A 21,582-nucleotide genomic window follows, 5' to 3' on the forward strand; every position below is an offset into this window, starting at 1 on the left:
CGGCGCTGCTACTTGAATGGCACCGCGCGATGGTTCACCAATCGTGCGAGCGGAGCGATACCATGAGTTCGATCGAGATGGATGCCAACAAGGTACGCAGCGAGCGCGACCGACAGCTGGCCAACCGCGCGCTGTTGCGCGGCTGGCTTTATGTCATCCTGGTCATGCTGGTGGCGCTGGTGCTGGTCGGCGGCGCGACGCGCCTGACCGATTCCGGCTTGTCGATCACAGAGTGGAAGCCGATCCACGGCGTCATACCGCCGCTGAACGACGCCGAATGGCAGGAGGAGTTCGCAAAGTACAAGCAGATCCCGGAATATGCGCAGATCAACCAGGGCATGGAGCTTGGCGCCTTCAAGCGCATCTTCTGGTGGGAATGGGCGCACCGCATGCTGGCGCGGGGCGTCGGCTTCGTCTTTGCCCTGCCGCTGCTCTTCTTCTGGGCGACCGGGCGCGTCGAGCGCGGCCTGATGCCCAAGCTGGTCGGCCTTCTGGCGCTCGGCGGGCTGCAGGGGGCGGTCGGCTGGTGGATGGTGGCGTCGGGCCTCGTCGACCGTGTCGACGTCAGCCAGTACCGGCTCGCCGTCCATCTGACGCTCGCCTGCACGATCTTTGCCGCCATCATGGTGGTGGCGCGCGGACTTGCGCCGCATACGGAGACGCCAGCCGACAGCAAGACGCAGGCCTTTGCCGGGTTTCTCGTGCTGGCAGTGCTTTGCCAGGTCTTTCTCGGCGGGCTGGTGGCAGGCCTCGATGCCGGCCTGAGCTACAACACCTGGCCGCTGATGGACGGCAAGGCAGTGCCCGGCGACCTCCTCGTCATCGAACCCGCATGGCGCAACTTCTTCGAGAATCCGAAGACGGTGCAGTTCGTCCACCGTCTCGGGGCCTACGCGTTGCTGGCTCTGGCGCTCTGGCACATGATCGCCACGCGCCGCCGGCTGCCCGGCACCACCCATGCGCGCCGTGCGCTGGTGTTCTTCCACCTCGTGCTGGTGCAGGCCGCCATCGGCATCGCCACGCTGGTGATGCACATGCCGTTGCACTGGGCTCTGCTGCACCAGGGCTTTGCGCTTGTCGTGCTGGGCTTTGCCGCCGCGCATTGGCGCGGCACCAAGGGCGCCTATCCGCCGCCGATCCAGATCGCCATCGCGCGCTGAAGAGGCGTCAGTCCGGCACCGCGGGAATGGTCACGACCGAAAAGCCGCGCTTCATGGAATTCGCCACCGTCGAGTCCTGCTCTGCCCGGCGGATCACCGCGGCGATGTCGGCCGAGGGGTCGGCCGCGGTCGCCCTGACGCGCATCGTCGCGCCGGAGGCCACCAGCGGTTCACCGCGCAGGGAAAGCTCGACGTCGACCTCGATCGTCGCGATCGCGATGCCCATTTCGTGGGCGACATAGCGGATATCGTTGCAGAAGCACCCGCCGATCGCCAGCGCCAGCAATTGCCCGCCGTTGAAGCCGAGCCCCATGCCGCCCGCCTTGCCCTCCGCCCGGTCGACGACAATCGTGTGTCCGCCGGCCCAGCCGGCCGCAGCTTCGGTGTCGGGGATATTGCGAAGCTGGACGGTCAGTGTCGGCATCGGAGCACCTGCTCGCTGGGGCTGGCCGATCTATCCCCAACGCGCGGCGCGTTTCAAGCACCGCGTTCCGACGCAGCAGCCGGGGCCGAAAGCCGGGATCACACTCCCAGCATCAGGTCCATGTTCTGCACCGCTGCACCCGACGCGCCCTTGCCGAGATTGTCGTAGACGGCAATCAGCACCGCCTGCGCGCGGCTGTCATTGGCAAAGACATGCAGCCGCATGCGGTTGGTGTCGTTGTAGAGTTCCGGGTTGACTTCGCTTGAGCGCTCCAGCGGTGCGTAGGGCGCCACCTCGACGACCGAATGCGCGAGCCCGGCATAGTGATCGGCGATCGCGGCATGGATTTCCGCGCCTGTCGGCACGCGGTCGAGCGTACCCAGATGCAGCGGCACGGCGGTCACCATGCCCTGCGCGAAATTGCCGACCACCGGCTGCATCAGCGGGTCGTGCGAGAGGCCGGCATAATGCTTAAGCTCGGGCACATGCTTGTGCTGGAAGGTGAGCCCATAGGGCAGATACTCCGGCGCGTCCTCGCCCTTGGCGACATAGTCCTCGACCATCTGGCGGCCGCCGCCCGAGTAGCCCGAGATGCCGTGCATGCTGACGGGCAGGGTGGTGGGCAGGATGCCGGCCCGGATCAGCGGACGGAGCATGGCGATCGGCCCCTGCGGCCAGCAGCCCGGGTTGGCGACGTACTTCGCTTCCGAGATCGCCTTGGCCTGGGCCTTGTCCATCTCGGGAAAGCCATAGGCCCAGCCATCGGCGACGCGATGCGCGGTGGAGGCGTCGATCACCCGGGTCGGCGCATCGCCGATCAGGGCCACGCTCTCGCGCGCCGCGTCGTCCGGCAGGCAGAGGATGGCGATGTCTGCGGCACGCAGGAAATCGGCGCGCGCGGCCGGGTCCTTGCGCCGGTCGACCGGGATGGACAGGATTTCGAGGTCGTCGCGGCCGGCAAGACGCGTGCTGATCTGCAGGCCGGTCGTGCCGTGTTCGCCGTCGATGAAGATCTTTGGTCTCATGTCTGCCTGCCCGTCGAAATGTCGAGGAATTCCAAGTCTATATGCCGCTTGCCTGATTCACCGTCGCAGGGTGATCGGCGGTTGCGCCGTCGCGCGCCTTTCGCTCGGCCAGCAGGCCGAGATACTGCATGGCGACCGTGGCCCCGGCGATCGCGGTGATATCGGCATGGTCGTAGGCCGGTGCAACCTCGACGATGTCGGCGCCGACGATGTCGATCTGTCCGAGCTGGCGCAGTACCGACAGGATCTTCGCCGTGGAGGGACCGCCGGCCACCGGCGTGCCGGTGCCGGGTGCGAAGGCCGGGTCGAGACAGTCGATGTCGAAGGTGATGTAGGTCTTCCTGCCGCCGGTGCGCTCGATGATCGAGTAGGCGATGTCGGAGGCACGCATGTCCTCGACGTCGTAGCCGTGCAGGATCTTGATGCCGAAATCGTCCGGCGCATGGGTGCGGATGCCGACCTGGATGGAGCGGTCGGGGTCGATGACGCCCTCGCGCACGGCGCGCGCCACGAAGGAACCGTGGTCGATGCGCTTGCCGTCGTCGTCCCAGGTGTCCTGATGGGCGTCGAACTGCACCAGCGCCAGCGGTCCGTGCACGGCGGCATGCGCCTTCAGCAGCGGCCAGGTGACGAAATGGTCGCCGCCGAGCGACAGCAGGAAAGCGCCCGACCGCAAGAGCTTTGCCGCCTCGCGCTCGATGATGCCCGGCGTCTTCTGGTGGTTGCCGGTGTCGAGCAGGCAATCGCCGTAATCGACGACGGCCATTTTCTCGAACAGGTCGCGGTGGAACGGGTATTGCGGGTCATTGTCGAAGATCGCGGCGGCGCGGCGTATGGCCTGCGGGCCGAAACGCGCGCCGGGCCGGTTGGTGACGGCGGCGTCGAAGGGAATGCCCCAGACCACGGCGTCCGCGCCCTTCACGTTCTTGGTGTATTTCCTGCGCATGAAGGACAGTGCCCCGGCATAGGTCGGGTCGCTCGCGCGGCCGGTCAGGCTGCGGGCGGTAAAGGCATGGTCGATGGAGCTTGCCGGCATCGGTAATCTTTCCCTCGGTTTTGCGGACGGAAGGTATTGGACGGATAAGACGGCAGCGCAACAAAAAAGCGGACCCGAAGGCCCGCTTTGCTGTCGTCCAGATGGAAGCTTTTAGCGCTTCGAGAACTGGAAGGAACGACGGGCCTTGGCCTTGCCGTACTTCTTGCGTTCCACGACGCGGCTGTCGCGCGTCAGGAAGCCGCCCTTCTTGAGCACGCCGCGCAGCGCCGGCTCGTAATAGGTCAGCGCCTTGGAAATACCGTGGCGCACCGCACCAGCCTGGCCCGACAGGCCGCCGCCGACGACGGTGGCGACGATGTCGAACTGGCCGTCGCGGTTGGACGCGATGATCGGCTGCTTGAGGATCATCTGCAGAACGGGACGCGCAAAGTACTTGGCGAATTCCCGCTTGTTGACGACGATCTTGCCGGTGCCGGGGCGAACCCAGACGCGGGCGATGGCATTCTTGCGCTTGCCGGTGGCATAGGCGCGGCCGAGATTGTCCAGCTTCTGGACATGCACGGGCGCGGCAGGCTCGGCGGCGACGGTCGCAGTGCCGAGTTCGGCGAGCGAGTTGAGGTCGGCCATTCTAATCCCTCTTCTTGTTCTTGGGGTTCAGCGCCGCGACGTCGAGCGCCTCAGGCTGCTGGGCTGTGTGCGGATGTTCGGTGCCGGCATAGACGCGCAGGTTCTTCATCTGGCGGCGGCCGAGCGGGCCGCGCGGGATCATGCGCTCGACGGCCTTCTCAACGACGCGCTCCGGGAAACGACCCTCGAGCAACTGGCGCGCGGTGCGCTCCTTGATGCCGCCGGGATGGCCGGTGTGCCAGTAATAGACCTTGTCGGTGAACTTCTTGCCGGTGAAGGCGACCTTGTCGGCATTGATGACGATGACGTTGTCGCCGTCGTCGACATGCGGGGTGAAGGTCGGCTTGTGCTTGCCGCGAAGACGGTTGGCGACGATGGAGGCGAGACGGCCGACGACGAGGTCCTCGGCGTCGATGATCACCCACTTCTTCACCACGTCCGCAGGCTTCTGCGAAAAGGTTTTCATGGTTCTGCTTTCGGTTCGGACCTTCAAAAGGCGAAGGCGTTTCTTGTTGCTTGGTTTTGGCCTGAGGCGTGAGCTTCCGCCAAAATAAAACGGCGGCCGTTGCGGGCCGCTGCTTCGGGACGGTGTATAGGCGAGGGGTGGGGATGCGTCAAGCGCATGAACCCGGACTGTCTATCGGAAAAGCGAGAAAAATCAGACTGTTGCAAGTGGGGTATTATTTTACCGCAATTGGAGCGGCCCGCGGCGGGATGGAATAGGTGCCCGTCGCATGCGCCACGCTCTGCTGGCCCTCGCCCGCGACGATGTCGATGTCGAACACCATAAGGCTGCGGCCGAGCTTGAGGATGCGGCAATGGCCGAGGATCGGACCGGCCGGTGCCTTGCGCATGAAGTTGATGTTGATGCTGGTGGTCACCGACAGCGCGTCGGGCCCGGCATGCGACAGCACGCAGACATAGCCGCCGATGTCGGCAAGCGTGAACAACGACGGCCCCGACACCGTGCCGCCTGGCCTCAGATGCCGGTCGTCGGCGTTGAGCCGCACCGTGCACCCGCCGGGAAAAACGTCGAGCGCCTCGTAGAAATTGTAGTGTTCGTTGAGTTGGGGATAGACCTCGGCCAGCAGTTCGTTGACTTCGCCGACCGTCAGCACCGGCTTGAGATTGGCCTGTTCGGGCATGCTCTTCCTCCATTGCCGGCTTCGAGTGAAAGGTGCCGGTCTTGTGGCCCAGGCGGCAGGTCTCTGCACTGGCCCGACCAGAAAACATGGACTGAGGCTGTTCTTCAATGCCCGGCATGCTAGTTCTTTTGGCCGATGACAGCGCGACCGGCGGCCATGCGTGCCGCGACAATCTCCTGGAGGACCCGATGGCCGAGATCCTGGCAATGAAGCGCGAGACGGCGGACGAACTGGTGTCGGCCGTCCTGACCGATGGCATATTGCGGCTGACCTTCGCCAGCCCGCCGGCCAACGCGCTGTCGCTGGCGCTGATGGCGGCCCTGCAGGACGCCTTCGACCGGGCCCGTGACGACGGGGCGGTGCGCGTCATCGTGCTGGCGGCCGGCGGAAAGCTCTTCTCGGCCGGCCACGATCTCAAGGAGATGACGGCGCGCCGCACGGATGCCGACCGGGGCAGGGCCTTCTTTGCGCAGACGATGACGGCGTGCTCGACGCTGATGCAGACCATCGTCAACCACCCGCGGCCGGTGATTGCCGAGGTCGACGGTGCCGCCTTCGCGGCCGGCTGCCAGCTTGTGGCGAGCTGCGACCTGGCGATTGCCTCGCACCAGGCTACCTTCTGCACGCCGGGCGTCAACATCGGCCTGTTCTGCTCGACGCCGATGGTGGCGCTGTCGCGCAACGTGTCGCGCAAGCAGGCGATGGAAATGCTGCTGACCGGCGAAAAGATCGACGCTGCGACGGCCCGGGAATTCGGTCTCGTCAACCGCGTCGTGCCGCGCGAATACCTGAATCAGATCGTCACGAAATACGCCCAAACCATTGCTTCCAAATCGCCTTTGACGCTGAAGATCGGCAAGGAGGCGTTCTACAGGCAGGCCGAGATGCCGCTGGCGGACGCCTATGACTATGCCTCGCAGGTGATGGTCGAGAACATGATGGCGCGCGACGCCGAGGAGGGCATCGGCGCCTTCATCGACAAGCGCAAACCGGAGTGGAAGGGGGAGTAAATATGGCGCTCATTAAGACTCTCAACGCAGGCAAAATGGATCGCATGAGTCTGCACGACGGCATCGAGGCCACATATTTCACACATGAGTTCGACGGTCGAAAACTGCTTCAGATAAACACGTCGGGCCGCAGTTCTAGAGAAATGCCAGACAAGGTCAGCCAGTCAATTCAGTTTGACGAAGAATCTGGCAGGCAATTGTTTGACCTCCTCAAAGGACACTTCGGGTTCCGATGAAATGGAACCCCGCATCTCCATCGTCACGATTGCCGTGGACGATCTCGACCGCGCCGTCGGCTTCTACGAGAAGATGGGACTGAAGCGCCATGCCGGCATCACCGAGGGCGTCGCCTTCTTCCAGATGGGCGGCTCGATCCTCGGGCTTTTTCCCCGGCCCGACGCGGAAAAGGATTCGGGCGTAACGTTTGGCGCAGCGCCCTCGGCGGTCTATCTCGCTTACAACACGCGATCCGAAGCGGAGGTCGATGCCGTGCTCGCTGAGGCCGAGCGCGCCGGCGGCCGCATCGTCAAGCCGGCGCAAAAGGCTTTCTGGGGCGGATGGTACGGCTATTTCGCCGACACCGAGGGCCATGTCTGGGAAGTCGCGCACAACCCGGCCTTTCCGATCGATGCCGAAGGCCGCATCTCGCTGCCCGATTGACCTGCGCGTACCGTAAGGGCGACTTTGCAGCCCAGCCGCTTGATTGATCGCGCGCCATGCGCCACATCCATCCGATGAACCACGATTCCTACGACGACTCATACATTTCCGGCATTCTCGACGGCGTGAAGACCATCGCCATGGCCGGCGCCTCGGCCAATGACGTGCGGCCGAGCTACTTCGTCATGAAATACCTGCTCAACAAGGGGTTCTCGGTCATTCCGGTCAATCCCGGCCAGGCCGGCGGCCAGATCCTCGGCCAGGACGTCTACGCGAAGCTCTCCGACATCCCGGTGGCCATCGACATGGTCGACGTGTTCCGCAACTCCAGCGCCATTCCCGGCATCGTCGACGAGGTGCTGGCGCTCGACCCGCTGCCGAAAGTCGTCTGGATGCAGCTCGGCGTCCGTCACGACGAGGCGGCAGTCCGGCTGGAGGAAAAGGGTATCCAGGTCGTCATGAACCGCTGCCCCAAGATAGAGTATGGCCGCCTGTCGGGCGAAATCGGCTGGACCGGGGTCAATTCCGGCGTGCTGTCGTCCAAGCGGCCGGTCATGCGGCAGGGGTTCCAGAGCTTCGGCATCCGCCAGAAGTAGCCTCGCGCAAAATTGTTCCCCGCAAGGGGCGGGTTGCGGTGCTCGCATTCCGCTAGTGCCCGTATTCGGGCAAATTCTTCTTTGCAATCGGCGCCGCGCTTCGCCAATGATAGCGCCGATTTTTCAAGTATGGGTTGGAGGAAAGACATGTCTCAGAAAATTCCGGGTTTCAGCACCCTGGCAATTCACGCCGGCGCCAAGCCCGATCCGGCGACGGGCGCGCGCATCACGCCGATCTACCAGACGACGGGATATGTCTTCGATGACGCCGATCACGCCGCCTCGCTGTTCGGGCTGAAGGCCTTCGGCAACATCTACACCCGCATCATGAACCCGACCCAGGCAGTGCTTGAGGAGCGCATCGCCGCACTCGAGGGCGGCACGGCGGCTCTCGCAACGGCATCAGGCCATTCCGCGCAGCACCTTATCTTCCACACCATCATGCGTCCGGGCGAGAACTTCGTCGCCGCACGCAAGCTCTACGGCGGCTCGATCAACCAGTTCGGCCACGCCTTCCAGAACTACGGCTGGGAAGTGCGCTGGGGCGACGTCAACGACGTCTCGACCTTCGAAAGCCAGATTGACGACAAGACGCGCGCCATCTTCATCGAGAGCCTGGCCAATCCGGGCGGCGAGTTCGTCGACATCGAGGCGATCGGCAACATCGCGCGCAAGCATGGCCTGCCGCTGATCGTCGACAACACGCTGGCAACGCCCTATCTCGTCCGGCCGCTCGAACATGGCGCCGACATCATCGTGCATTCGCTGACCAAGTTCATCGGCGGTCACGGCAATTCCATGGGCGGCATGATCGTCGACGGCGGCACCTTCGACTGGTCGAAGTCGGGCAATTACCCGATGCTGTCGGAGCCGCGCCCCGAATATGGCGGTGTCGTGCTGCACGAGACGTTTGGCAATTTCGCCTTCGCCATCGCCTGCCGCGTGCTCGGCCTGCGCGACATCGGGCCGGCCATCTCGCCCTTCAACGCGTTCCAGATCCTGACCGGCTGCGAGACCCTGCCGCTAAGGATGCAGCGGCATTGCGACAACGCCATCACCGTGGCCGGCTGGCTGTCCAACCATCCGAAGGTCGCCTGGGTGTCCTATCCGGGCCTCGCCGGCGACAAGAACCATGCCCTGCAGAAGCGCTATTCGCCGCGCGGCGCCGGTGCGGTGTTCACCTTCGGCCTCAAGGGCGGCTACGAGGCCGGCGTCAAGCTGGTCGAGGGGCTGGAACTCTTCTCGCACCTCGCCAATCTCGGCGACACGCGCTCGCTGGTCATCCACCCGGCCTCGACCACGCATCGCCAGTTGACGGACGAGCAGAAGATCGCCGCCGGCGCCGGTCCCGACACGGTGCGCCTGTCGATCGGCATCGAGGATTCCAACGACATCGTCGCCGACCTGGAACAGGCACTGGCGAAGGTCTGATCCTCGGCCGGAATTTTCCGAAGAGGGCGCGTCTGCGATGGCAGGCGCGCCCTTTCTTCATCTGAGCCAGCCGGCATATTCCGGCGTCGCGTCCTGCATGTCCTGGTAGAGCCAGACCATCCGGTCGATGAACCAGAGCTTCGCCATCGAGGCGCCGATGGCTCCAAGGGCGGTCGCCCACGGGTCGAGCGCATAAAGCCCCCAGATCAGTGGGATCAGAAAGAGCCCCGTTGCGAGCGAAAGGCCGAGCGCCCAGCGCGCGTGGTGCGGCGGGATCGGCACCGCCTTGCGGGCCAGCCAGACCCGCTCGCCGAGCACGCCGCGCGACGCCCAGCTGTCGGTCGAGGCTGGCGGCGGGAAGGCTTTCGGGTTGATGAGCGTCCAGCCGACAAGCGCGGCCAGCAGCAGCCATGTCCAGCCGCCGAGCGGCGCGCGCAGGAAGACGACGAGCGCAAACAGCGGCAGCAGCGGAACCCGCGTCCACACTGACCACGGATTGACATGGCGTTCCCAGGTGCTCTTCTTCAGCATGCATTGCCTCGCGCGCGACTCGTCGGGCCGATGCGCATGTAGGGATTTTCGATGAAGGAATTGAGGTGATGGCGTCAAACTTCCTAGCGATCGACATCGATGCCATCGAGCCGGAAGAGGGCGCGCCAGCGCCCGACAGGCTGCTGACCGGCAATCCGAAATTTCGCACCTGGAACGTCGAGGAGGCCGATGGCGGCGTCTATGCCGGCGTCTGGGAAGCGACGCCCGGCATGTGGCGCATCGAGTACGACGAATGGGAGTTCTGCCACATCCTTTCAGGCGTGTCGGTGATCGTCGAGGACGGCGGCAATGCCTGGACGCTGCGCACCGGCGACAGTTTCGTGCTCAGGCCGGGCTTCAAGGGAAGCTGGGAAGTGCTTGAAACGACTCGCAAGGAATATGTCATCAGGCTCTAGCTGGCGCGCCTCCTCCGCCAACCCCGCGAGCTTCCACGCCGCCGCCGGTGTGCTGGCGGCCGAATTTATTTGCCTTTGCCGGCGGCGGCGAAGGCCGCGGCGAATTCGGGCGAGCCGATCTGTGCGAGGGTGCGGCGCAGTTCTTCTGACTTCTCCCTGCCGAGCAGGCTGTCGAAACGGTCCTGCGCGTCGCGCCACGCGGCCATCAGTTCGCCACGGCGGGCCTCGCCCTCAGCGGTCAGCCGGACCCGCTTGACCCGCTTGTCATGCGGGTCCGGCAGCATCTCCACCATGCCGTCCCGCAGCAGCGGCTTCAGCGTGTGGCCGAGCGCGGACAGGTCCATCACCATGGCGCCGGCGAGCGACTTCAGCGTCGGCTCGCCGCTCGAAGCGATCTGCGACAGGAGCGAAAACTGCGTCGAGCGCAGGTCGCTGGCGCCGAGCACGCCGCCATAAAGCTGCCCGAGCTGGCGCGCCGCGCGGCGCACCGCGCTGTTTGAACAGTGCATCCAGACGTCCATCTCCTTGCGCGTCGTGCTCATCAGATTTCTCCCGGACTTCCCGCTTGGCCCGTCGCCGTCGTTGCTTCAAGAAAAAAATCGGAGCCGGCGTCTTGTCAGGCCGGACCGCCTTCTCCTATTTAGTGGCATATACCACTAAATGCAAACGAAGGAGCACTTGCATGTCTGACAAATCGCATCCTGGAACTGCACTCGTCACCGGCGCGTCGGCCGGCATCGGCGCCACCTATGCCGACCGTCTCGCCCGCCGCGGCTACGATCTACTGCTCGTCGCCCGCGACGCCGCGCGGCTTCAGGAACGTGCCGCCCTCCTGAGCAAGCAATACGCCATCAGGGCGGAGGTTCTGGCGGCCGATCTTTCCGACACGGCGGAGCTTCGCAAGGTAGAGAAGCGGCTGCGCGAGGACGCCAGCTTCACGCTCCTCGTCAACAATGCCGGCATCGGACCGAAGGGCAAGGCGCTGGCCGATGACGCCGACTATCTCGACGCCATGATCGCCATCAACGTGGTTGCCGCCAATCGGCTGGCCATAGCTGCCGCGCAGGCTTTCGCGGCGCGCCAGGCAGGCGCCATCGTCAACATCGCCTCGGCCGTGGCGATCGTACCGGAAGCCTTCAACGGGACCTACAGCGCCTCGAAAGCCTTCGTTCTCGCTCTGACGCAGTCGTTGGCTGCCGAACTCTCCGACAAGGGCGTACGGATCCAGGCGGTGCTGCCGGGCTTCACGCGCACCGAGATCTTCGACCGGGTCGGTGGCTCCTTCGACAATCTCGACCCGGAGCGCGTCATGGAGGTGACCGACCTCGTCGATGCGGCACTCGTCGGGCTCGACCGCGGTGAACTGGTCACCATTCCCTCGCTCTCTGACACCGGGCTTTTCGACGCGTTGAATGCGGCGCGCGGCGCGCTTGGCGGGCAACTTTCGCTGAAGAAGCCGGCCGAACGCTTCGGCCTCGCGGCCTGACAAATCGGAAGAATTCGAGCGGCGTGGGCTAGCGCAGCACCTTGAGGCTCTCCAGCCCATGAAAGTGCCAGGAATCGCGGAAGCGCGGTTCCTCGGCCAGCTGGAGGTTCGGCAACCGCTCGAACAGCACCTTGAGCGCCACATGGAGCTCAAGCCTGGCGAGCGGTGCGCCGATGCAGAAGTGGATGCCGGCGCCGAAGGAAACGTTCTTCTGGTCAGGCCTTTCCGGCCGGAATCCTGAGGGCTCCTCGAAGGCGGCGGGATCGCGGTTGGCCATGCCGAGCAGCAGCCCGATCTGGTCGCCGGGCGCCACCGAAGCGCCGCCCGGAAGCTCTAGCTTTTCGTAAGCGTAACGCGTGAACATGTGCAGCGGCGCGTCGTAGCGCAGGCATTCCTCGACTGTCGCAGTGCCAGCCTCGGCTGACGCGAAGAAGCGGCGCGGATCGCCGCCCTCGGCAAGGATCGTGCGAACCGCGTTGCCGGCCTGGTGCACCGTCGCCTCGTGGCCGGCATTGAGCAGCAGGATCACCGAGGAAACAAGTTCGTCCTCGGACAGCTTCTTGCCGTCCTCCTTTGCCGAAATCAGCAGTGAAAGCAGGTCCTCGCCGGGATCGTGCCGGCGTGTCGCCACCAACTCGCGCAGATAGCCGGAAAATTCCGCTGCTGCGCAATCGGCCTTGTCCTCCGTGTCCCGGCTTCTGCCCGGCACGTACATCGCCACCATGTCATGCGACCAGTCGAGCAGTTGCAGGCCCATCTCGACCGGCACGCCGAGCATCTCGGCAATGATGGTGATGGGCAGCGGCGCGGCGAAGGCCGGCAGCAGGTCGACCGGCCCGTCTGCGGGAAAGCGGTCGATCAGTTCGTTTGCCAGTGCCTCGACGCGCGGCCTCAGCCGCTCGACCTGGCGCGACACGAAGGCGCGGTTGACCAGCGTGCGCAGCCGGGTGTGCACCGGCGGCTCGAGCTCCAGCATCGAGTTCGCCTCGACGGCATCGAACCGGCGAAGATGCGAACGGTCGGCATTGCCGCCGCGCCCGTCCGGAATGCCCTTGGGATTCTGGCGACCGAAGCGCCGGTCGCGCAGCAGCCGGTTGACGTCGTCGAAGCCGCCAAAACACCAGACGCCGAGCTCCTCCCAGAAAAAGGGGCCGCCCTCGGCATGGAGGTAGGCGTAGGACGCGTAGGGGTCCTGGATGAAGGCGTCATCGTGCGGGTCGAGGCACAGGTGCCGGGTCGATGGATCGAGGCTCAGCGGAAGCGGATTCGGTTTCGGTGCAGGCATGGAAACCTTATATGCCGAACCGAACTGCAGCCGCCAGCATCGCCTCGAGTAGCCGGGTTGCATGAACGTACTGGTTAGTAGATTCTGCTGCCGCAACGGAAGAACGCCGCCTGGCGAGGTCGGCTTCGGGCCCTGGCCGTGCGGGATCGAGGCTATTTGGCGGGCTTGTCCGCCCCTGTCGTCGCCTTTTCCGCCTTGCCGGCCTCGATTTCAGCGCTTGCCGTTGCCGCCGCCGGCTTCCTGGCAGCGAGCTTGGCCAGGCGCCGCTTGCGGCGGGCGATGCGGCCGGCCCGGTAGCGCACCTTCAGCCACCACAGGCCCTCCTCGACATTGTCGAGCTCGCCGCCGTAGGCCTCGGCCAGCGCCTCGCGATAGGAGGCGTAGTTCTCCACCGCCGCTTCCTCGATGCGGTGCATCAGGGCCATCCAGGCCGGGGAGAAGAGAAGGGTAATCGCGGTGACGGCGATCGACAGGCGGTAGATGTCGCTGCCGAGCGCGCCGGCGGTGAAGCCCGCAGCTGCCAGCACGAAGGAGAATTCGCCGATCTGGGCCATGGACAGGCCGCCGACCAGCGCCGTCTGCCGGTCGAACCCGGCAAAGCGCAGCAGAAGCACGTTCAGGAACGTCTTGACCGTGATGACGAACAGCGCGGCGGCAAGGACGAGCAGCAGGTGTTCGCGGATATACTCGAGATCGATCAGCAGGCCGATCGACAGGAAGAACACGACGAGCAGGATGCTCTGGATCGGCTCGATCACCGGAATGACCCGGTTGCGCAGCGTCGAGTTGCCGATCACCAGCCCGGCGACGAAGGCGCCGTAGGCCGGCGACAGGCCGACCAGTCCGGATATCGCGGCGGCGGCGAAACAGATGGCCAGCGAGCCAAGCGCCAGCAATTCGACATTGTCGCCCACTTCCTCGTCGAACGGCACCTTGATCTTCGGCGCGCGTCCGAGCCACCACAGGAGCGCTCCGAGCAGCCCGACGGCGAGAACGATCTTGACGATCAGCCCGACGGCGCTGACTTCGGCGCCGCCGAGCGAGGAAACCAGGATCAGCATCGGCACCACGGCGATGTCCTGCGCGATCAGCACGGCGACGGCTATCCGGCCGGGCAGCTTGCGCAGCGCCTCCATGTCGTCGAGCATCTTCATCGCCACGACCGTGCTAGACAGCGCGATGATGAAGCCGAGGATGATGCCTTCGGCCACCGTCGATCCGGTCAGCCAGGCAATGCCGGCGCCGATCACCATGGCCGCCGAAAGCTGGCCGACGGCGACGATCACGGCCGGCTTGAGATTGGCGACGAAGGCTTTCAGCGAAAGCTCGGTGCCGATGAAGAACAGCAGCACCAGAACGCCCATCTCGGCAAGCGCGGTGACGTTGTCGTTGTTGTCGATCAGCCCGAAGCCGGTCGGCCCCATGACGACGCCGGCGAGAATGAAGCCGACGAGCGGCGGCTGGCGCAGGCGCATCAGCCCCAGCCCGGCGACCACCGCGATGACGATGACGATGGCGATCTCGACGAGGGGAAATCCGTGATGGGCTTCGTTCAATGCGGTCTCCACGTTCGGTGCCGACTTCCCGTTGCAGGCTGATGAGCCTCAATTTCCGTTTGCGCCTCGTGACGCAACCTGGACCAATTCGCGAGACATCCGTCCAACCCCCCGGATGTGTAGCATTGGCTCCTCCCGAAATCGAAATTCGCTGCCGTCCCGCTTCGACAGGTCACGGTCGGGTGGCGGCGGAGGCATTCAGTTCATCACTCCGAGCGCCAGCAGAGCGAGGCACGCCAAGGCACCGCCATAGGGCACCCAGCGGGAAACGATGAAGGTTCCCGCCGGGGCCGGATCGTTGCGGTGCTTGATGCGGGCAAGGGCGATGCAAACGAGCAGGAAGATGGCCAGCGTGATGATCGACGTCCATTGCGCGAGCGCCGTGATCGTGAAGGCCAGCGTCAGCACCAGGAGAATAAGCGTCGCGATGACGGTGGCAATGACGGGCGTATGCGTCGTGGCGTTGACGCGTGCCAGAACCTTCGGCAATGCGCCCTCGTTGGCCAGGCCGTAGATGACGCGGCCGGCCATGACGATCTGCACGATGATGCCATTTACCGTGGCGAGCACGGCGATCACCGTGATGGCGACGGGCGACAGGCCGGTTGTCCGGTCGAAGACGATCGCCAGCGGTGCGCGCGAACCGGACAGGTCGCCGATCGACACGGTCGCCAGCGCCGCGAGGACCACCAGAATGTAAAGCACGAGCGTGATGGCGAGCGTCAGGAAGATGCCGCGCGGCAGCGTCTTTTGCGGGTTGATCGTTTCCTCGGCGATGGAATCGATGTCTTCGAAGCCGATGAAGGCAAAGAAGGCGAGCAGGCTGGAGCCGAAGATGCCCGCCCACAGTGCCGGGGAAAGGGAGAGCGGCACGGCTTTTGCGGCCTGGCCGGCGAAGTCGGCACCCGACCACAGCGCGCCGCCGACCAGGAGCAGCAGACCGCCGACCTCGATCAGCGTGAGCAGGCCAGCCACCAGGATGGACTGGCGCACGCCGAGCGAGGCGACGATGCCGGAAAGCACGACGAAGAAGACGAGCAGGACCTCGTAGGGCAGCGCGACGAGCTCCGCCGCGTAACCGGCCGAGCCGTGCGCGATGGCCGCCGAGGAGACGATGCCGACCGCGGCGACGCCGAGCCCGACAAGCAGGAACAGCAGCGAGGAATTGAAGCCGGCACGCACGAAATGCGCCTCCGCCGCGGCAAAGGGCAGCCGGCCGGTGAATTCGGCGAAGCAGGCGGCGGGCAGCAGCATGACGAGGCCGGCAATAAGGAAGGCGACCGGCGCATGGTCGCCGGAAAGCGATATCACCTCGCCGACGAGGACGTAGATGCCGGCGCCGACTGTGACGCCGAGCCCGTAGAGCACGACATGTGAAAGGCTGAGCGTGCGGATAAGCCTTGGCCTTTCGGCGGGAGCGGCCGTCATCGGCATCCGGCCGTGGCCCTGAAACCGCGATGCCGCCGGTCCTGTTTTCGCTCCATCCGTCCATCCTCCCGGTGTCCGAGGGCCTGCCGCCCGTCGAGATATCGATTCACTATCGCCCGGATCGGCGATTTCCGCTTTGATCCGTCACAAGGCGCGGGCCGCTGCCGGCTGCAAGTCTTGGTCCCGGCGCAAGGCTCCGACCGGGCAGGGGTGGGGCGCAGCCCGAAAACCGGACATCGCGATGCTTCTCGTCTGGACGAAATTCCTGGTCTGCGCCTGCCTGATCGGCCTAGCCGGTCCGGTGCTGACACGCAATGCCGACATCATAGCGCGCAGGACAGGCGTCTCGCGCAGCTGGATCGGGCTGTTCCTGCTGGCGACGGCAACCTCGCTGCCGGAACTGCTGACCGGCGTCAGCGCCGTGGCGGCCGCCGATGCGCCGAACATCGCGGTCGGCGACGCACTCGGCAGCTGTGTCTTCAACCTAGTCCTGCTGGTATTCCTGGATGCGATGCACCGCGAGGCGCCCATGTACAGCCGCATGGACCCCTCGCACATATTGACGGCCGGTTTCGGCATCATCCTGATCGGCTTCGTCGGCGCGTCGGTGCTGCTCGGCAATGCCGACGTGGCGCCAAGCCTGTTTCACGTCGGCATCTCGTCCCTCGTCGTGCTCGTTGTCTACTTCATCGCGATGCGATCGGTGTTCGTCTATGAGGGCCGCCGCCCGCCACTGGCGCTCACCCCGGACGAGAACCCGCACGTCACGCTACGCATGGCTGTCACCCGCTATCTCGCCGCAGCCGTGCTGGTGGTGGGGGCCGGCGCCTGGCTGCCCTTTGTCGGCCTCGAGATCGCCGAGGTCATGGGCTGGGGCACGACTTTCGTCGGAACGCTGCTCATCGCCGGGGCGACATCGCTGCCTGAACTCGTTGTCACGATCAGCGCGCTCCGCCTCGGCTCGCTCGACATGGCGATCGCCAATCTGCTCGGCAGCAACCTTTTCGACGCGCTGGTCATCGCCATCGACGACCTCGCCTATGTAAAGGGACCGCTGCTTTCGCAGGTATCGCCCGTCCACGCCGTCACCGCCTTCGCCGCGGTCATCATGTCCGGCATCGTCATCGTGTCGCTGCTCTACCGGCCGGCCAGCCGGTTTCGCGGCACCATCGGCTGGACCAGCCTGTCGCTGCTGGTCATGTATTTCGCCAGCACCTACGCGGTGTACCTCTACGGCGGCCTTTGACCGGGGCGGCCGGCTGCCGGACCGCAGCCGGTAAGGTTATCGGCAGAACCCCCATGGTCGGCCTTGCACAAGGGTGAGGGGGCATCCTATTTACCGAAGACAGTTGCGAACCCGATTCTGCTCCGTCCGGCGCCGGAATCTCATCCGAAAGGGACAGTCGATGAAAGACCCCATCGAAACATACATGAACCTCGTGCCGATGGTGGTTGAGCAGACCAATCGCGGCGAACGTGCCTACGACATCTTCTCGCGCCTTCTCAAGGAGCGCATCATCTTCATCACGGGTCCGGTCGAGGACGGCATGGCGACGCTTGTCTGCGCGCAGCTGCTGTTCCTCGAGGCCGAGAACCCGAAGAAGGAAATCAACCTCTACATCAACTCGCCGGGCGGCGTCGTGACCTCGGGTCTCGCCATCTACGACACGATGCAGTTCATCCGCCCGGCGGTTTCGACGCTGTGCACCGGCCAAGCCGCCTCGATGGGCTCGCTGCTGCTCTGCGCCGGCCAGAAGGACATGCGCTTCGCGACGCCGAACGCCCGCATCATGGTGCACCAGCCCTCGGGCGGCTTCCAGGGTCAGGCCTCCGACATCGAGCGCCACGCCCAGGACATCATCAAGCTGAAGCGCCGGCTGAACGAGATCTACGTGAAGCACACCGGCCGTGACCTCGAGACGATCGAGAAGACGCTCGACCGCGACCATTTCATGACCTCGGAAGAGGCGCTCGAGTTCGGCCTGATCGACAAGGTGATCTCGTCGCGCGAGACGATGGAAAGCGCCGAGGCCAAGTAGTAATGGGCGACGCGGCCCGCAGCAGGCGGATGACACATTTTTGAGGAACGTTGCGGCAATTAGGCCACAATTGCCTGTTCCCTCGACGGGTGTCACCGCCTACGTTAAGCCTATGTTGATTTTCGACGGCTTAGCTTTCGGGTGGTTGTCGCGAATCATTGCCACGTTTTCTGATCTGTGTTTCGTACGGAATGCGTTGCAAGTCAGTTCGCTGGCGGCGGCGGTTTTCCGTCACAGAGTATAAGGGCGGGCGCCCGGCCAGATCATCGGCGGCGCCACGGAAAGGACCAGGACAAGATGAGCAAGGTCAGCAGCGGCAGCGCCGGCGGCGGCGGAGACTCCAAGAATACGCTCTATTGCTCGTTCTGCGGCAAGAGCCAGCATGAAGTGCGCAAGCTGATCGCCGGCCCGACGGTGTTCATCTGCGATGAATGCGTCGAACTGTGCATGGACATCATCCGCGAGGAGAACAAGACCTCCACGCTGAAGTCGCGCGAAGGCGTGCCGACTCCGCAGGAGATTCTCGCGGTGCTCGACGACTACGTCATCGGCCAGCCCTACGCCAAGCGCGTGCTGTCGGTGGCCGTCCACAATCACTACAAGCGCCTGGCGCATGCCTCGAAGAGTCAGGACGTCGAGCTGGCAAAGTCGAACATCCTGCTGATCGGCCCGACCGGCTGCGGCAAGACGCTGCTGGCGCAGACGCTGGCGCGCATCATCGACGTGCCCTTCACCATGGCCGACGCCACGACTCTGACCGAAGCCGGTTATGTCGGCGAGGACGTCGAGAACATCATCCTCAAGCTGCTGCAGTCGGCCGACTACAATGTCGAGCGGGCGCAGCGCGGCATCGTCTACATCGACGAGATCGACAAGATCAGCCGCAAGTCGGACAATCCCTCGATCACCCGCGACGTGTCGGGCGAGGGCGTCCAGCAGGCGCTCTTGAAGATCATGGAAGGCACCGTCGCCTCCGTGCCGCCGCAGGGCGGCCGCAAGCACCCGCAGCAGGAATTCCTGCAGGTCGACACGGCCAACATCCTGTTCATCTGCGGCGGAGCCTTCGCGGGCCTCGACAAGATCATCTCGGATCGCGGTCGCAAGACTTCGATCGGTTTTGCCGCGACCGTCGCTTCGCCGGAAGATCGCCGCAGCGGCGAGGTGTTCCGCCTGGTCGAGCCCGAGGATCTGCTGAAGTTCGGCCTGATTCCGGAATTCGTCGGCCGTCTGCCCGTTCTGGCGACGCTGGAAGACCTGGACGAGCCGGCGCTCGTGCAGATCCTGACCGAGCCGAAGAACGCGCTGGTCAAGCAGTACCAGCGGCTGTTCGACATGGAGAGCGTCGAGCTGACCTTCCACGAGAACGCGCTGTCGGCAATCGCCAAGCGCGCCATCGAGCGCAAGACCGGCGCACGCGGCCTGCGCTCGATCATGGAAGCCATCCTGCTCGACACGATGTTCGAGCTGCCGGCGCTGGAAGGCGTGCAGGAAGTGGTCATCTCGGAAGAGGTGGTGTCGGGCAACGCGCGCCCGCTCTACATCTACGCCGAAGCCAAGGACAAGAAGGGCAACGCGAGCGCCTGATCCTCTCGCAAATGGACGTGATTCCGTCCGAAGAATTTGAAAGGCGGCCGTAAATGCGGCCGCTTTTTCTTTTTCTGGCGGCAGTTCTCGTTCCGGTGGTGCTGGTCCTTGTCGTTCGTCTCGTCTTGTATCCACCAATACAAGGGCAGCCGGAGATCGCGTTTGTTGGCGATCCAAGCATGCCAGGTCATCGTGGAACCGACTCAGTAGCAGATATAATGGCGCGGTCGTCGGCCCGGTTTCCCGTCGTTGCGATGGGTTTCGTGCGTACGAGCGATGGCCGTTTCGTTTGTGGTCGGGACTGGTCAGCGTTTGGCGGCAGCATCCCTAGTCTGGATACAGTACTCGCCAACCGGAACGCACGTTACGCACCATGTGTCCTAGAGGAAGTGACTGTCTTTTTCCAGATTCACCCTAGAGCGAATTTCTACATCGCGACGAAGGACGATCCTGTCGCCGCAGCGAAACAGGTACTAGCCCAGCTTGGCGACAGGCTGATCGTTGAAGTTCGGGATACCCACACAGCCTGCTTGCTGCATGAGGCAGGTGCGCGCAGAATTGTGTACTCGGTAGACGCTGCGTCCGGCTTTTGGTTTTTCAATGAGCTGCGAGACCCGTGTGTCGCTGAAATCGAGGCGGTGTCCGTGTCCCGCGACCTTGTGCTGACAGGGCATGCACTGATGGCACGTGCTGTCACTGGAAAACCGATTTGGGTTGAGTCGGCTGACAGCTGTCTGGGCAATTGGCTGCTGAGTTGGTTAGGTGCGGACGGATACTTCACTGACCGCGACAAGCCCGGTCGGTGTCGAAAACTACTCGGAGTCCTGTAAGTCCCCGCCGCTCACACTGCCGTGATGTGGCTGTGGCCGAAGAACAGCGGGTAGAGGCAGAGCTCGCGCACCAGCCGGTGCGTGCCGCGTTCGAAGACGAACATGTTTTCCCAGAAGCCGGTCACCGCATAGTGCTTGCCGTCCGGCAGGAAGGTGACGCCGCAGGGATAGTGCATGCCCACGGTCCGCAGGTCGAAGCGCTTCGACAGCTGGCCGCTGGCCCCGTCGAAGACCATCAGCTGGTGGGTGCTGGGATAGGAGGCGATCGCCTCGTCGTGCACCTCGTCGTAGCGGATCGACAGGCCGTGGCGCATGTAGCGGGTCGATTCCGCGTCTCCCAGGCGGGTCAGGCGCTTTTTCGCGGCGTCGTATTTCAGCGTCGCGGCGGCCATGTAGTTGTAGCCGGGATCTGTGGTGATATCGCTCTCGTAGGCGATGCTGTCTCCTGAGCGCTGTCGGGCGTCGGCGCGGTCGTCGCCGTAAAGCGCCTGAATGGCGAAGATCCGGTCGAGGCCGCCGGCCGCCAGGTGCCTGAGCTCGATCTTGCCCTTGCCGGTGACACGCTTGTCGACGAGCTTGCCGCTCGACAGCTCGATGACGGTAATCGAGGCCTGCACGACGCTGCGCGGGATGGTGAACTTGCCGGTCTTGCCCGAGATCGTCGAGCCGTAATTGGCCGCCACGATGTATTTGCCGTCGTCGGTGAGGCGGATGTCGTGCGGGTCGATGCCGTGCGTGGAATAGGTTTCGGCGATCTTCAGCGTCTTCGGGTCGCGCACGGTGAGCCGGCCGTAGTGGTTTTCCAGCTTGCCCTGGAAAGGGGTCGAGGGGGCGCGCTCGGACAGGATGACGGTGCTGCCGCCGTCGAGATAGACCGCATGTCCGCCGCCGTGCCAGCCGTCGCCGAGCGAAGGGCCGATGGCCGCGAGTTCCAGCGTTTCGGGATCGAAGGCTGTGTGCTGTTCGCCGTCCATCGAGCAGAGCACGCCGATCGAGCCGTCCGGGGCGACCTCGACGTCGTGTGCTGCGACCGGCAGCAGCGTCTGGCGGATCGAGCCGTCGAAGCCGACGCGGGTCAGCATCTGCTGCAGCGGCTGGTTGCGCACCGCGCGGTTGAAACGGCGGTTCTCGGCGAGCGGGCGACCGTTGGCGTAGGCGTGTTCGGGATGGTAGCCGGGCACGAAGACAGCGGCCTTCTTCAACGGCTTGGGCAGGCTTGCGGCGCGCGCAGGGTCCGGTTTCGCGATGGTTGCCGCCGCAAGCGCGGCGAGCGCGCCGCCCTTGATGATGTCGCGCCGATCAACCCGCATGGCAAACGTCCCGATACACGCCAGAAACTCCCGCTACAGCAC

At 64.7% G+C, this 21,582-nt stretch carries 24 protein-coding genes; 12 read left to right on the forward strand and 12 right to left on the reverse strand.

The window, feature by feature from the left end:
• The first annotated feature begins 62 nt into the window (after positions 1-62).
• Complete coding sequence (locus ACT2BZ_RS17635; RefSeq protein WP_457936459.1) at positions 63-1,160, forward strand: COX15/CtaA family protein; 1,098 nt, start codon at positions 63-65, stop codon at positions 1,158-1,160.
• A gap of 7 nt (positions 1,161-1,167) precedes the next feature.
• Here the strand turns inward: ACT2BZ_RS17635 and ACT2BZ_RS17640 are convergent, their stop codons facing one another.
• The 6 genes from ACT2BZ_RS17640 to ACT2BZ_RS17665 all read right to left on the reverse strand — a co-directional run bounded on the left by ACT2BZ_RS17640 (position 1,168) and on the right by ACT2BZ_RS17665 (position 5,378).
• Positions 1,168-1,584 carry an OsmC family protein gene (locus ACT2BZ_RS17640; RefSeq protein WP_457936461.1) on the reverse strand — a complete coding sequence of 139 codons (417 nt, stop codon included), beginning with the start codon at positions 1,582-1,584 and terminating at the stop codon, positions 1,168-1,170.
• Positions 1,585-1,682: 98 nt separating this feature from the next.
• Positions 1,683-2,609 carry an N-acetyl-gamma-glutamyl-phosphate reductase gene (gene argC, locus ACT2BZ_RS17645; RefSeq protein WP_457936463.1) on the reverse strand — a complete coding sequence of 309 codons (927 nt, stop codon included), beginning with the start codon at positions 2,607-2,609 and terminating at the stop codon, positions 1,683-1,685.
• A gap of 37 nt (positions 2,610-2,646) precedes the next feature.
• On the reverse strand, positions 2,647-3,645 hold the full coding sequence (gene speB / locus ACT2BZ_RS17650; RefSeq protein ID WP_457936465.1) for an agmatinase: 999 nt from the start codon (positions 3,643-3,645) through the stop codon (positions 2,647-2,649).
• Positions 3,646-3,756: 111 nt separating this feature from the next.
• Entirely contained in the window at positions 3,757-4,233 is a 477-nt protein-coding gene (gene rpsI / locus ACT2BZ_RS17655; protein ID WP_457936467.1) for a 30S ribosomal protein S9, read from the reverse strand.
• 1 nt (position 4,234) lies between these two features.
• Positions 4,235-4,699, reverse strand: coding sequence for a 50S ribosomal protein L13 (gene rplM, locus ACT2BZ_RS17660; RefSeq protein ID WP_457936468.1), 465 nt, complete (start codon positions 4,697-4,699; stop codon positions 4,235-4,237).
• Positions 4,700-4,913: 214 nt separating this feature from the next.
• A complete protein-coding gene (locus ACT2BZ_RS17665) occupies positions 4,914-5,378 on the reverse strand; it encodes a PaaI family thioesterase (protein ID WP_457936469.1) in 465 nt (154 codons plus the stop codon).
• 188 nt (positions 5,379-5,566) lie between these two features.
• On the opposite strand from ACT2BZ_RS17665, the gene ACT2BZ_RS17670 reads away from it, so the two are divergent.
• The 5 genes from ACT2BZ_RS17670 to ACT2BZ_RS17690 all read left to right on the forward strand — a co-directional run bounded on the left by ACT2BZ_RS17670 (position 5,567) and on the right by ACT2BZ_RS17690 (position 9,075).
• Complete coding sequence (locus tag ACT2BZ_RS17670) at positions 5,567-6,388, forward strand: enoyl-CoA hydratase (protein ID WP_457941371.1); 822 nt, start codon at positions 5,567-5,569, stop codon at positions 6,386-6,388.
• A 2-nt stretch (positions 6,389-6,390) separates the two neighbouring features.
• Entirely contained in the window at positions 6,391-6,624 is a 234-nt protein-coding gene (locus tag ACT2BZ_RS17675; RefSeq protein ID WP_457936471.1) for a methionyl-tRNA formyltransferase, read from the forward strand.
• 1 nt (position 6,625) lies between these two features.
• Complete coding sequence (locus ACT2BZ_RS17680; RefSeq protein WP_457936473.1) at positions 6,626-7,048, forward strand: VOC family protein; 423 nt, start codon at positions 6,626-6,628, stop codon at positions 7,046-7,048.
• Positions 7,049-7,122: 74 nt separating this feature from the next.
• Complete coding sequence (locus ACT2BZ_RS17685; RefSeq protein ID WP_457941372.1) at positions 7,123-7,644, forward strand: CoA-binding protein; 522 nt, start codon at positions 7,123-7,125, stop codon at positions 7,642-7,644.
• 147 nt (positions 7,645-7,791) lie between these two features.
• Positions 7,792-9,075, forward strand: a complete 1,284-nt coding sequence (locus tag ACT2BZ_RS17690; protein WP_457936474.1) for an O-acetylhomoserine aminocarboxypropyltransferase — start codon at positions 7,792-7,794, stop codon at positions 9,073-9,075.
• Positions 9,076-9,132: 57 nt separating this feature from the next.
• Here the strand turns inward: ACT2BZ_RS17690 and ACT2BZ_RS17695 are convergent, their stop codons facing one another.
• Positions 9,133-9,606, reverse strand: a complete 474-nt coding sequence (locus tag ACT2BZ_RS17695) for a DUF6653 family protein (protein ID WP_457936475.1) — start codon at positions 9,604-9,606, stop codon at positions 9,133-9,135.
• A 68-nt stretch (positions 9,607-9,674) separates the two neighbouring features.
• Between ACT2BZ_RS17695 and ACT2BZ_RS17700 the strand changes: the two genes are divergently transcribed.
• Complete coding sequence (locus ACT2BZ_RS17700; protein ID WP_457936476.1) at positions 9,675-10,022, forward strand: cupin domain-containing protein; 348 nt, start codon at positions 9,675-9,677, stop codon at positions 10,020-10,022.
• Positions 10,023-10,087: 65 nt separating this feature from the next.
• On the opposite strand, the gene ACT2BZ_RS17705 is transcribed toward ACT2BZ_RS17700, so the two are convergent.
• A complete protein-coding gene (locus tag ACT2BZ_RS17705) occupies positions 10,088-10,564 on the reverse strand; it encodes a MarR family winged helix-turn-helix transcriptional regulator (RefSeq protein ID WP_457936478.1) in 477 nt (158 codons plus the stop codon).
• 140 nt (positions 10,565-10,704) lie between these two features.
• On the opposite strand from ACT2BZ_RS17705, the gene ACT2BZ_RS17710 reads away from it, so the two are divergent.
• The gene (locus tag ACT2BZ_RS17710; protein WP_457936480.1) at positions 10,705-11,508 is read left to right on the forward strand and encodes an SDR family NAD(P)-dependent oxidoreductase; all 804 of its coding nucleotides are present in this window, start codon (positions 10,705-10,707) and stop codon (positions 11,506-11,508) included.
• Between the two features lie 28 nt (positions 11,509-11,536).
• Here the strand turns inward: ACT2BZ_RS17710 and ACT2BZ_RS17715 are convergent, their stop codons facing one another.
• The 3 genes from ACT2BZ_RS17715 to ACT2BZ_RS17725 all read right to left on the reverse strand — a co-directional run bounded on the left by ACT2BZ_RS17715 (position 11,537) and on the right by ACT2BZ_RS17725 (position 15,777).
• Positions 11,537-12,793, reverse strand: coding sequence for a cytochrome P450 (locus ACT2BZ_RS17715; RefSeq protein WP_457936482.1), 1,257 nt, complete (start codon positions 12,791-12,793; stop codon positions 11,537-11,539).
• 152 nt (positions 12,794-12,945) lie between these two features.
• Positions 12,946-14,349 (reverse strand): cation:proton antiporter domain-containing protein, encoded by a 1,404-nt coding sequence (locus ACT2BZ_RS17720; protein ID WP_457936484.1) that lies wholly within the window; start codon positions 14,347-14,349, stop codon positions 12,946-12,948.
• Positions 14,350-14,547: 198 nt separating this feature from the next.
• Positions 14,548-15,777, reverse strand: a complete 1,230-nt coding sequence (locus tag ACT2BZ_RS17725; RefSeq protein WP_457936486.1) for an APC family permease — start codon at positions 15,775-15,777, stop codon at positions 14,548-14,550.
• Between the two features lie 241 nt (positions 15,778-16,018).
• On the opposite strand from ACT2BZ_RS17725, the gene ACT2BZ_RS17730 reads away from it, so the two are divergent.
• The 4 genes from ACT2BZ_RS17730 (at position 16,019) to ACT2BZ_RS17745 (ending at position 20,230) form a co-directional block, all read left to right on the forward strand.
• Positions 16,019-17,023: a sodium:calcium antiporter gene (locus ACT2BZ_RS17730; RefSeq protein WP_457936487.1), complete on the forward strand. Its 1,005-nt coding sequence runs from the start codon at positions 16,019-16,021 to the stop codon at positions 17,021-17,023.
• Positions 17,024-17,183: 160 nt separating this feature from the next.
• Positions 17,184-17,816: an ATP-dependent Clp protease proteolytic subunit gene (locus ACT2BZ_RS17735; protein ID WP_457936489.1), complete on the forward strand. Its 633-nt coding sequence runs from the start codon at positions 17,184-17,186 to the stop codon at positions 17,814-17,816.
• A gap of 297 nt (positions 17,817-18,113) precedes the next feature.
• Positions 18,114-19,400 (forward strand): ATP-dependent Clp protease ATP-binding subunit ClpX, encoded by a 1,287-nt coding sequence (gene clpX, locus ACT2BZ_RS17740; protein WP_457936490.1) that lies wholly within the window; start codon positions 18,114-18,116, stop codon positions 19,398-19,400.
• A 53-nt stretch (positions 19,401-19,453) separates the two neighbouring features.
• Positions 19,454-20,230: a hypothetical protein gene (locus ACT2BZ_RS17745; protein ID WP_457936492.1), complete on the forward strand. Its 777-nt coding sequence runs from the start codon at positions 19,454-19,456 to the stop codon at positions 20,228-20,230.
• Positions 20,231-20,241: 11 nt separating this feature from the next.
• On the opposite strand, the gene ACT2BZ_RS17750 is transcribed toward ACT2BZ_RS17745, so the two are convergent.
• Entirely contained in the window at positions 20,242-21,540 is a 1,299-nt protein-coding gene (locus ACT2BZ_RS17750; protein WP_457936494.1) for a DUF1513 domain-containing protein, read from the reverse strand.
• Positions 21,541-21,582 lie beyond the last annotated feature (42 nt).

Source organism: Mesorhizobium sp. 10J20-29 (assembly GCF_054130485.1).

Coding starts and splice junctions, on each gene's coding strand:
- ACT2BZ_RS17635 (WP_457936459.1), top strand. CDS start 63: ATGAGTTCGATCGAGATGGATGCCAACAAGGTACGCAGCGAGCGCGAC.
- ACT2BZ_RS17640 (WP_457936461.1), bottom strand. CDS start 1,584: ATGCCGACACTGACCGTCCAGCTTCGCAATATCCCCGACACCGAAGCT.
- argC (WP_457936463.1), bottom strand. CDS start 2,609: ATGAGACCAAAGATCTTCATCGACGGCGAACACGGCACGACCGGCCTG.
- speB (WP_457936465.1), bottom strand. CDS start 3,645: ATGCCGGCAAGCTCCATCGACCATGCCTTTACCGCCCGCAGCCTGACC.
- rpsI (WP_457936467.1), bottom strand. CDS start 4,233: ATGGCCGACCTCAACTCGCTCGCCGAACTCGGCACTGCGACCGTCGCC.
- rplM (WP_457936468.1), bottom strand. CDS start 4,699: ATGAAAACCTTTTCGCAGAAGCCTGCGGACGTGGTGAAGAAGTGGGTG.
- ACT2BZ_RS17665 (WP_457936469.1), bottom strand. CDS start 5,378: ATGCCCGAACAGGCCAATCTCAAGCCGGTGCTGACGGTCGGCGAAGTC.
- ACT2BZ_RS17670 (WP_457941371.1), top strand. CDS start 5,567: ATGGCCGAGATCCTGGCAATGAAGCGCGAGACGGCGGACGAACTGGTG.
- ACT2BZ_RS17675 (WP_457936471.1), top strand. CDS start 6,391: ATGGCGCTCATTAAGACTCTCAACGCAGGCAAAATGGATCGCATGAGT.
- ACT2BZ_RS17680 (WP_457936473.1), top strand. CDS start 6,626: ATGGAACCCCGCATCTCCATCGTCACGATTGCCGTGGACGATCTCGAC.
- ACT2BZ_RS17685 (WP_457941372.1), top strand. CDS start 7,123: ATGAACCACGATTCCTACGACGACTCATACATTTCCGGCATTCTCGAC.
- ACT2BZ_RS17690 (WP_457936474.1), top strand. CDS start 7,792: ATGTCTCAGAAAATTCCGGGTTTCAGCACCCTGGCAATTCACGCCGGC.
- ACT2BZ_RS17695 (WP_457936475.1), bottom strand. CDS start 9,606: ATGCTGAAGAAGAGCACCTGGGAACGCCATGTCAATCCGTGGTCAGTG.
- ACT2BZ_RS17700 (WP_457936476.1), top strand. CDS start 9,675: ATGGCGTCAAACTTCCTAGCGATCGACATCGATGCCATCGAGCCGGAA.
- ACT2BZ_RS17705 (WP_457936478.1), bottom strand. CDS start 10,564: ATGAGCACGACGCGCAAGGAGATGGACGTCTGGATGCACTGTTCAAAC.
- ACT2BZ_RS17710 (WP_457936480.1), top strand. CDS start 10,705: ATGTCTGACAAATCGCATCCTGGAACTGCACTCGTCACCGGCGCGTCG.
- ACT2BZ_RS17715 (WP_457936482.1), bottom strand. CDS start 12,793: ATGCCTGCACCGAAACCGAATCCGCTTCCGCTGAGCCTCGATCCATCG.
- ACT2BZ_RS17725 (WP_457936486.1), bottom strand. CDS start 15,777: ATGACGGCCGCTCCCGCCGAAAGGCCAAGGCTTATCCGCACGCTCAGC.
- ACT2BZ_RS17730 (WP_457936487.1), top strand. CDS start 16,019: ATGCTTCTCGTCTGGACGAAATTCCTGGTCTGCGCCTGCCTGATCGGC.
- ACT2BZ_RS17735 (WP_457936489.1), top strand. CDS start 17,184: ATGAAAGACCCCATCGAAACATACATGAACCTCGTGCCGATGGTGGTT.
- clpX (WP_457936490.1), top strand. CDS start 18,114: ATGAGCAAGGTCAGCAGCGGCAGCGCCGGCGGCGGCGGAGACTCCAAG.
- ACT2BZ_RS17745 (WP_457936492.1), top strand. CDS start 19,454: ATGCGGCCGCTTTTTCTTTTTCTGGCGGCAGTTCTCGTTCCGGTGGTG.
- ACT2BZ_RS17750 (WP_457936494.1), bottom strand. CDS start 21,540: ATGCGGGTTGATCGGCGCGACATCATCAAGGGCGGCGCGCTCGCCGCG.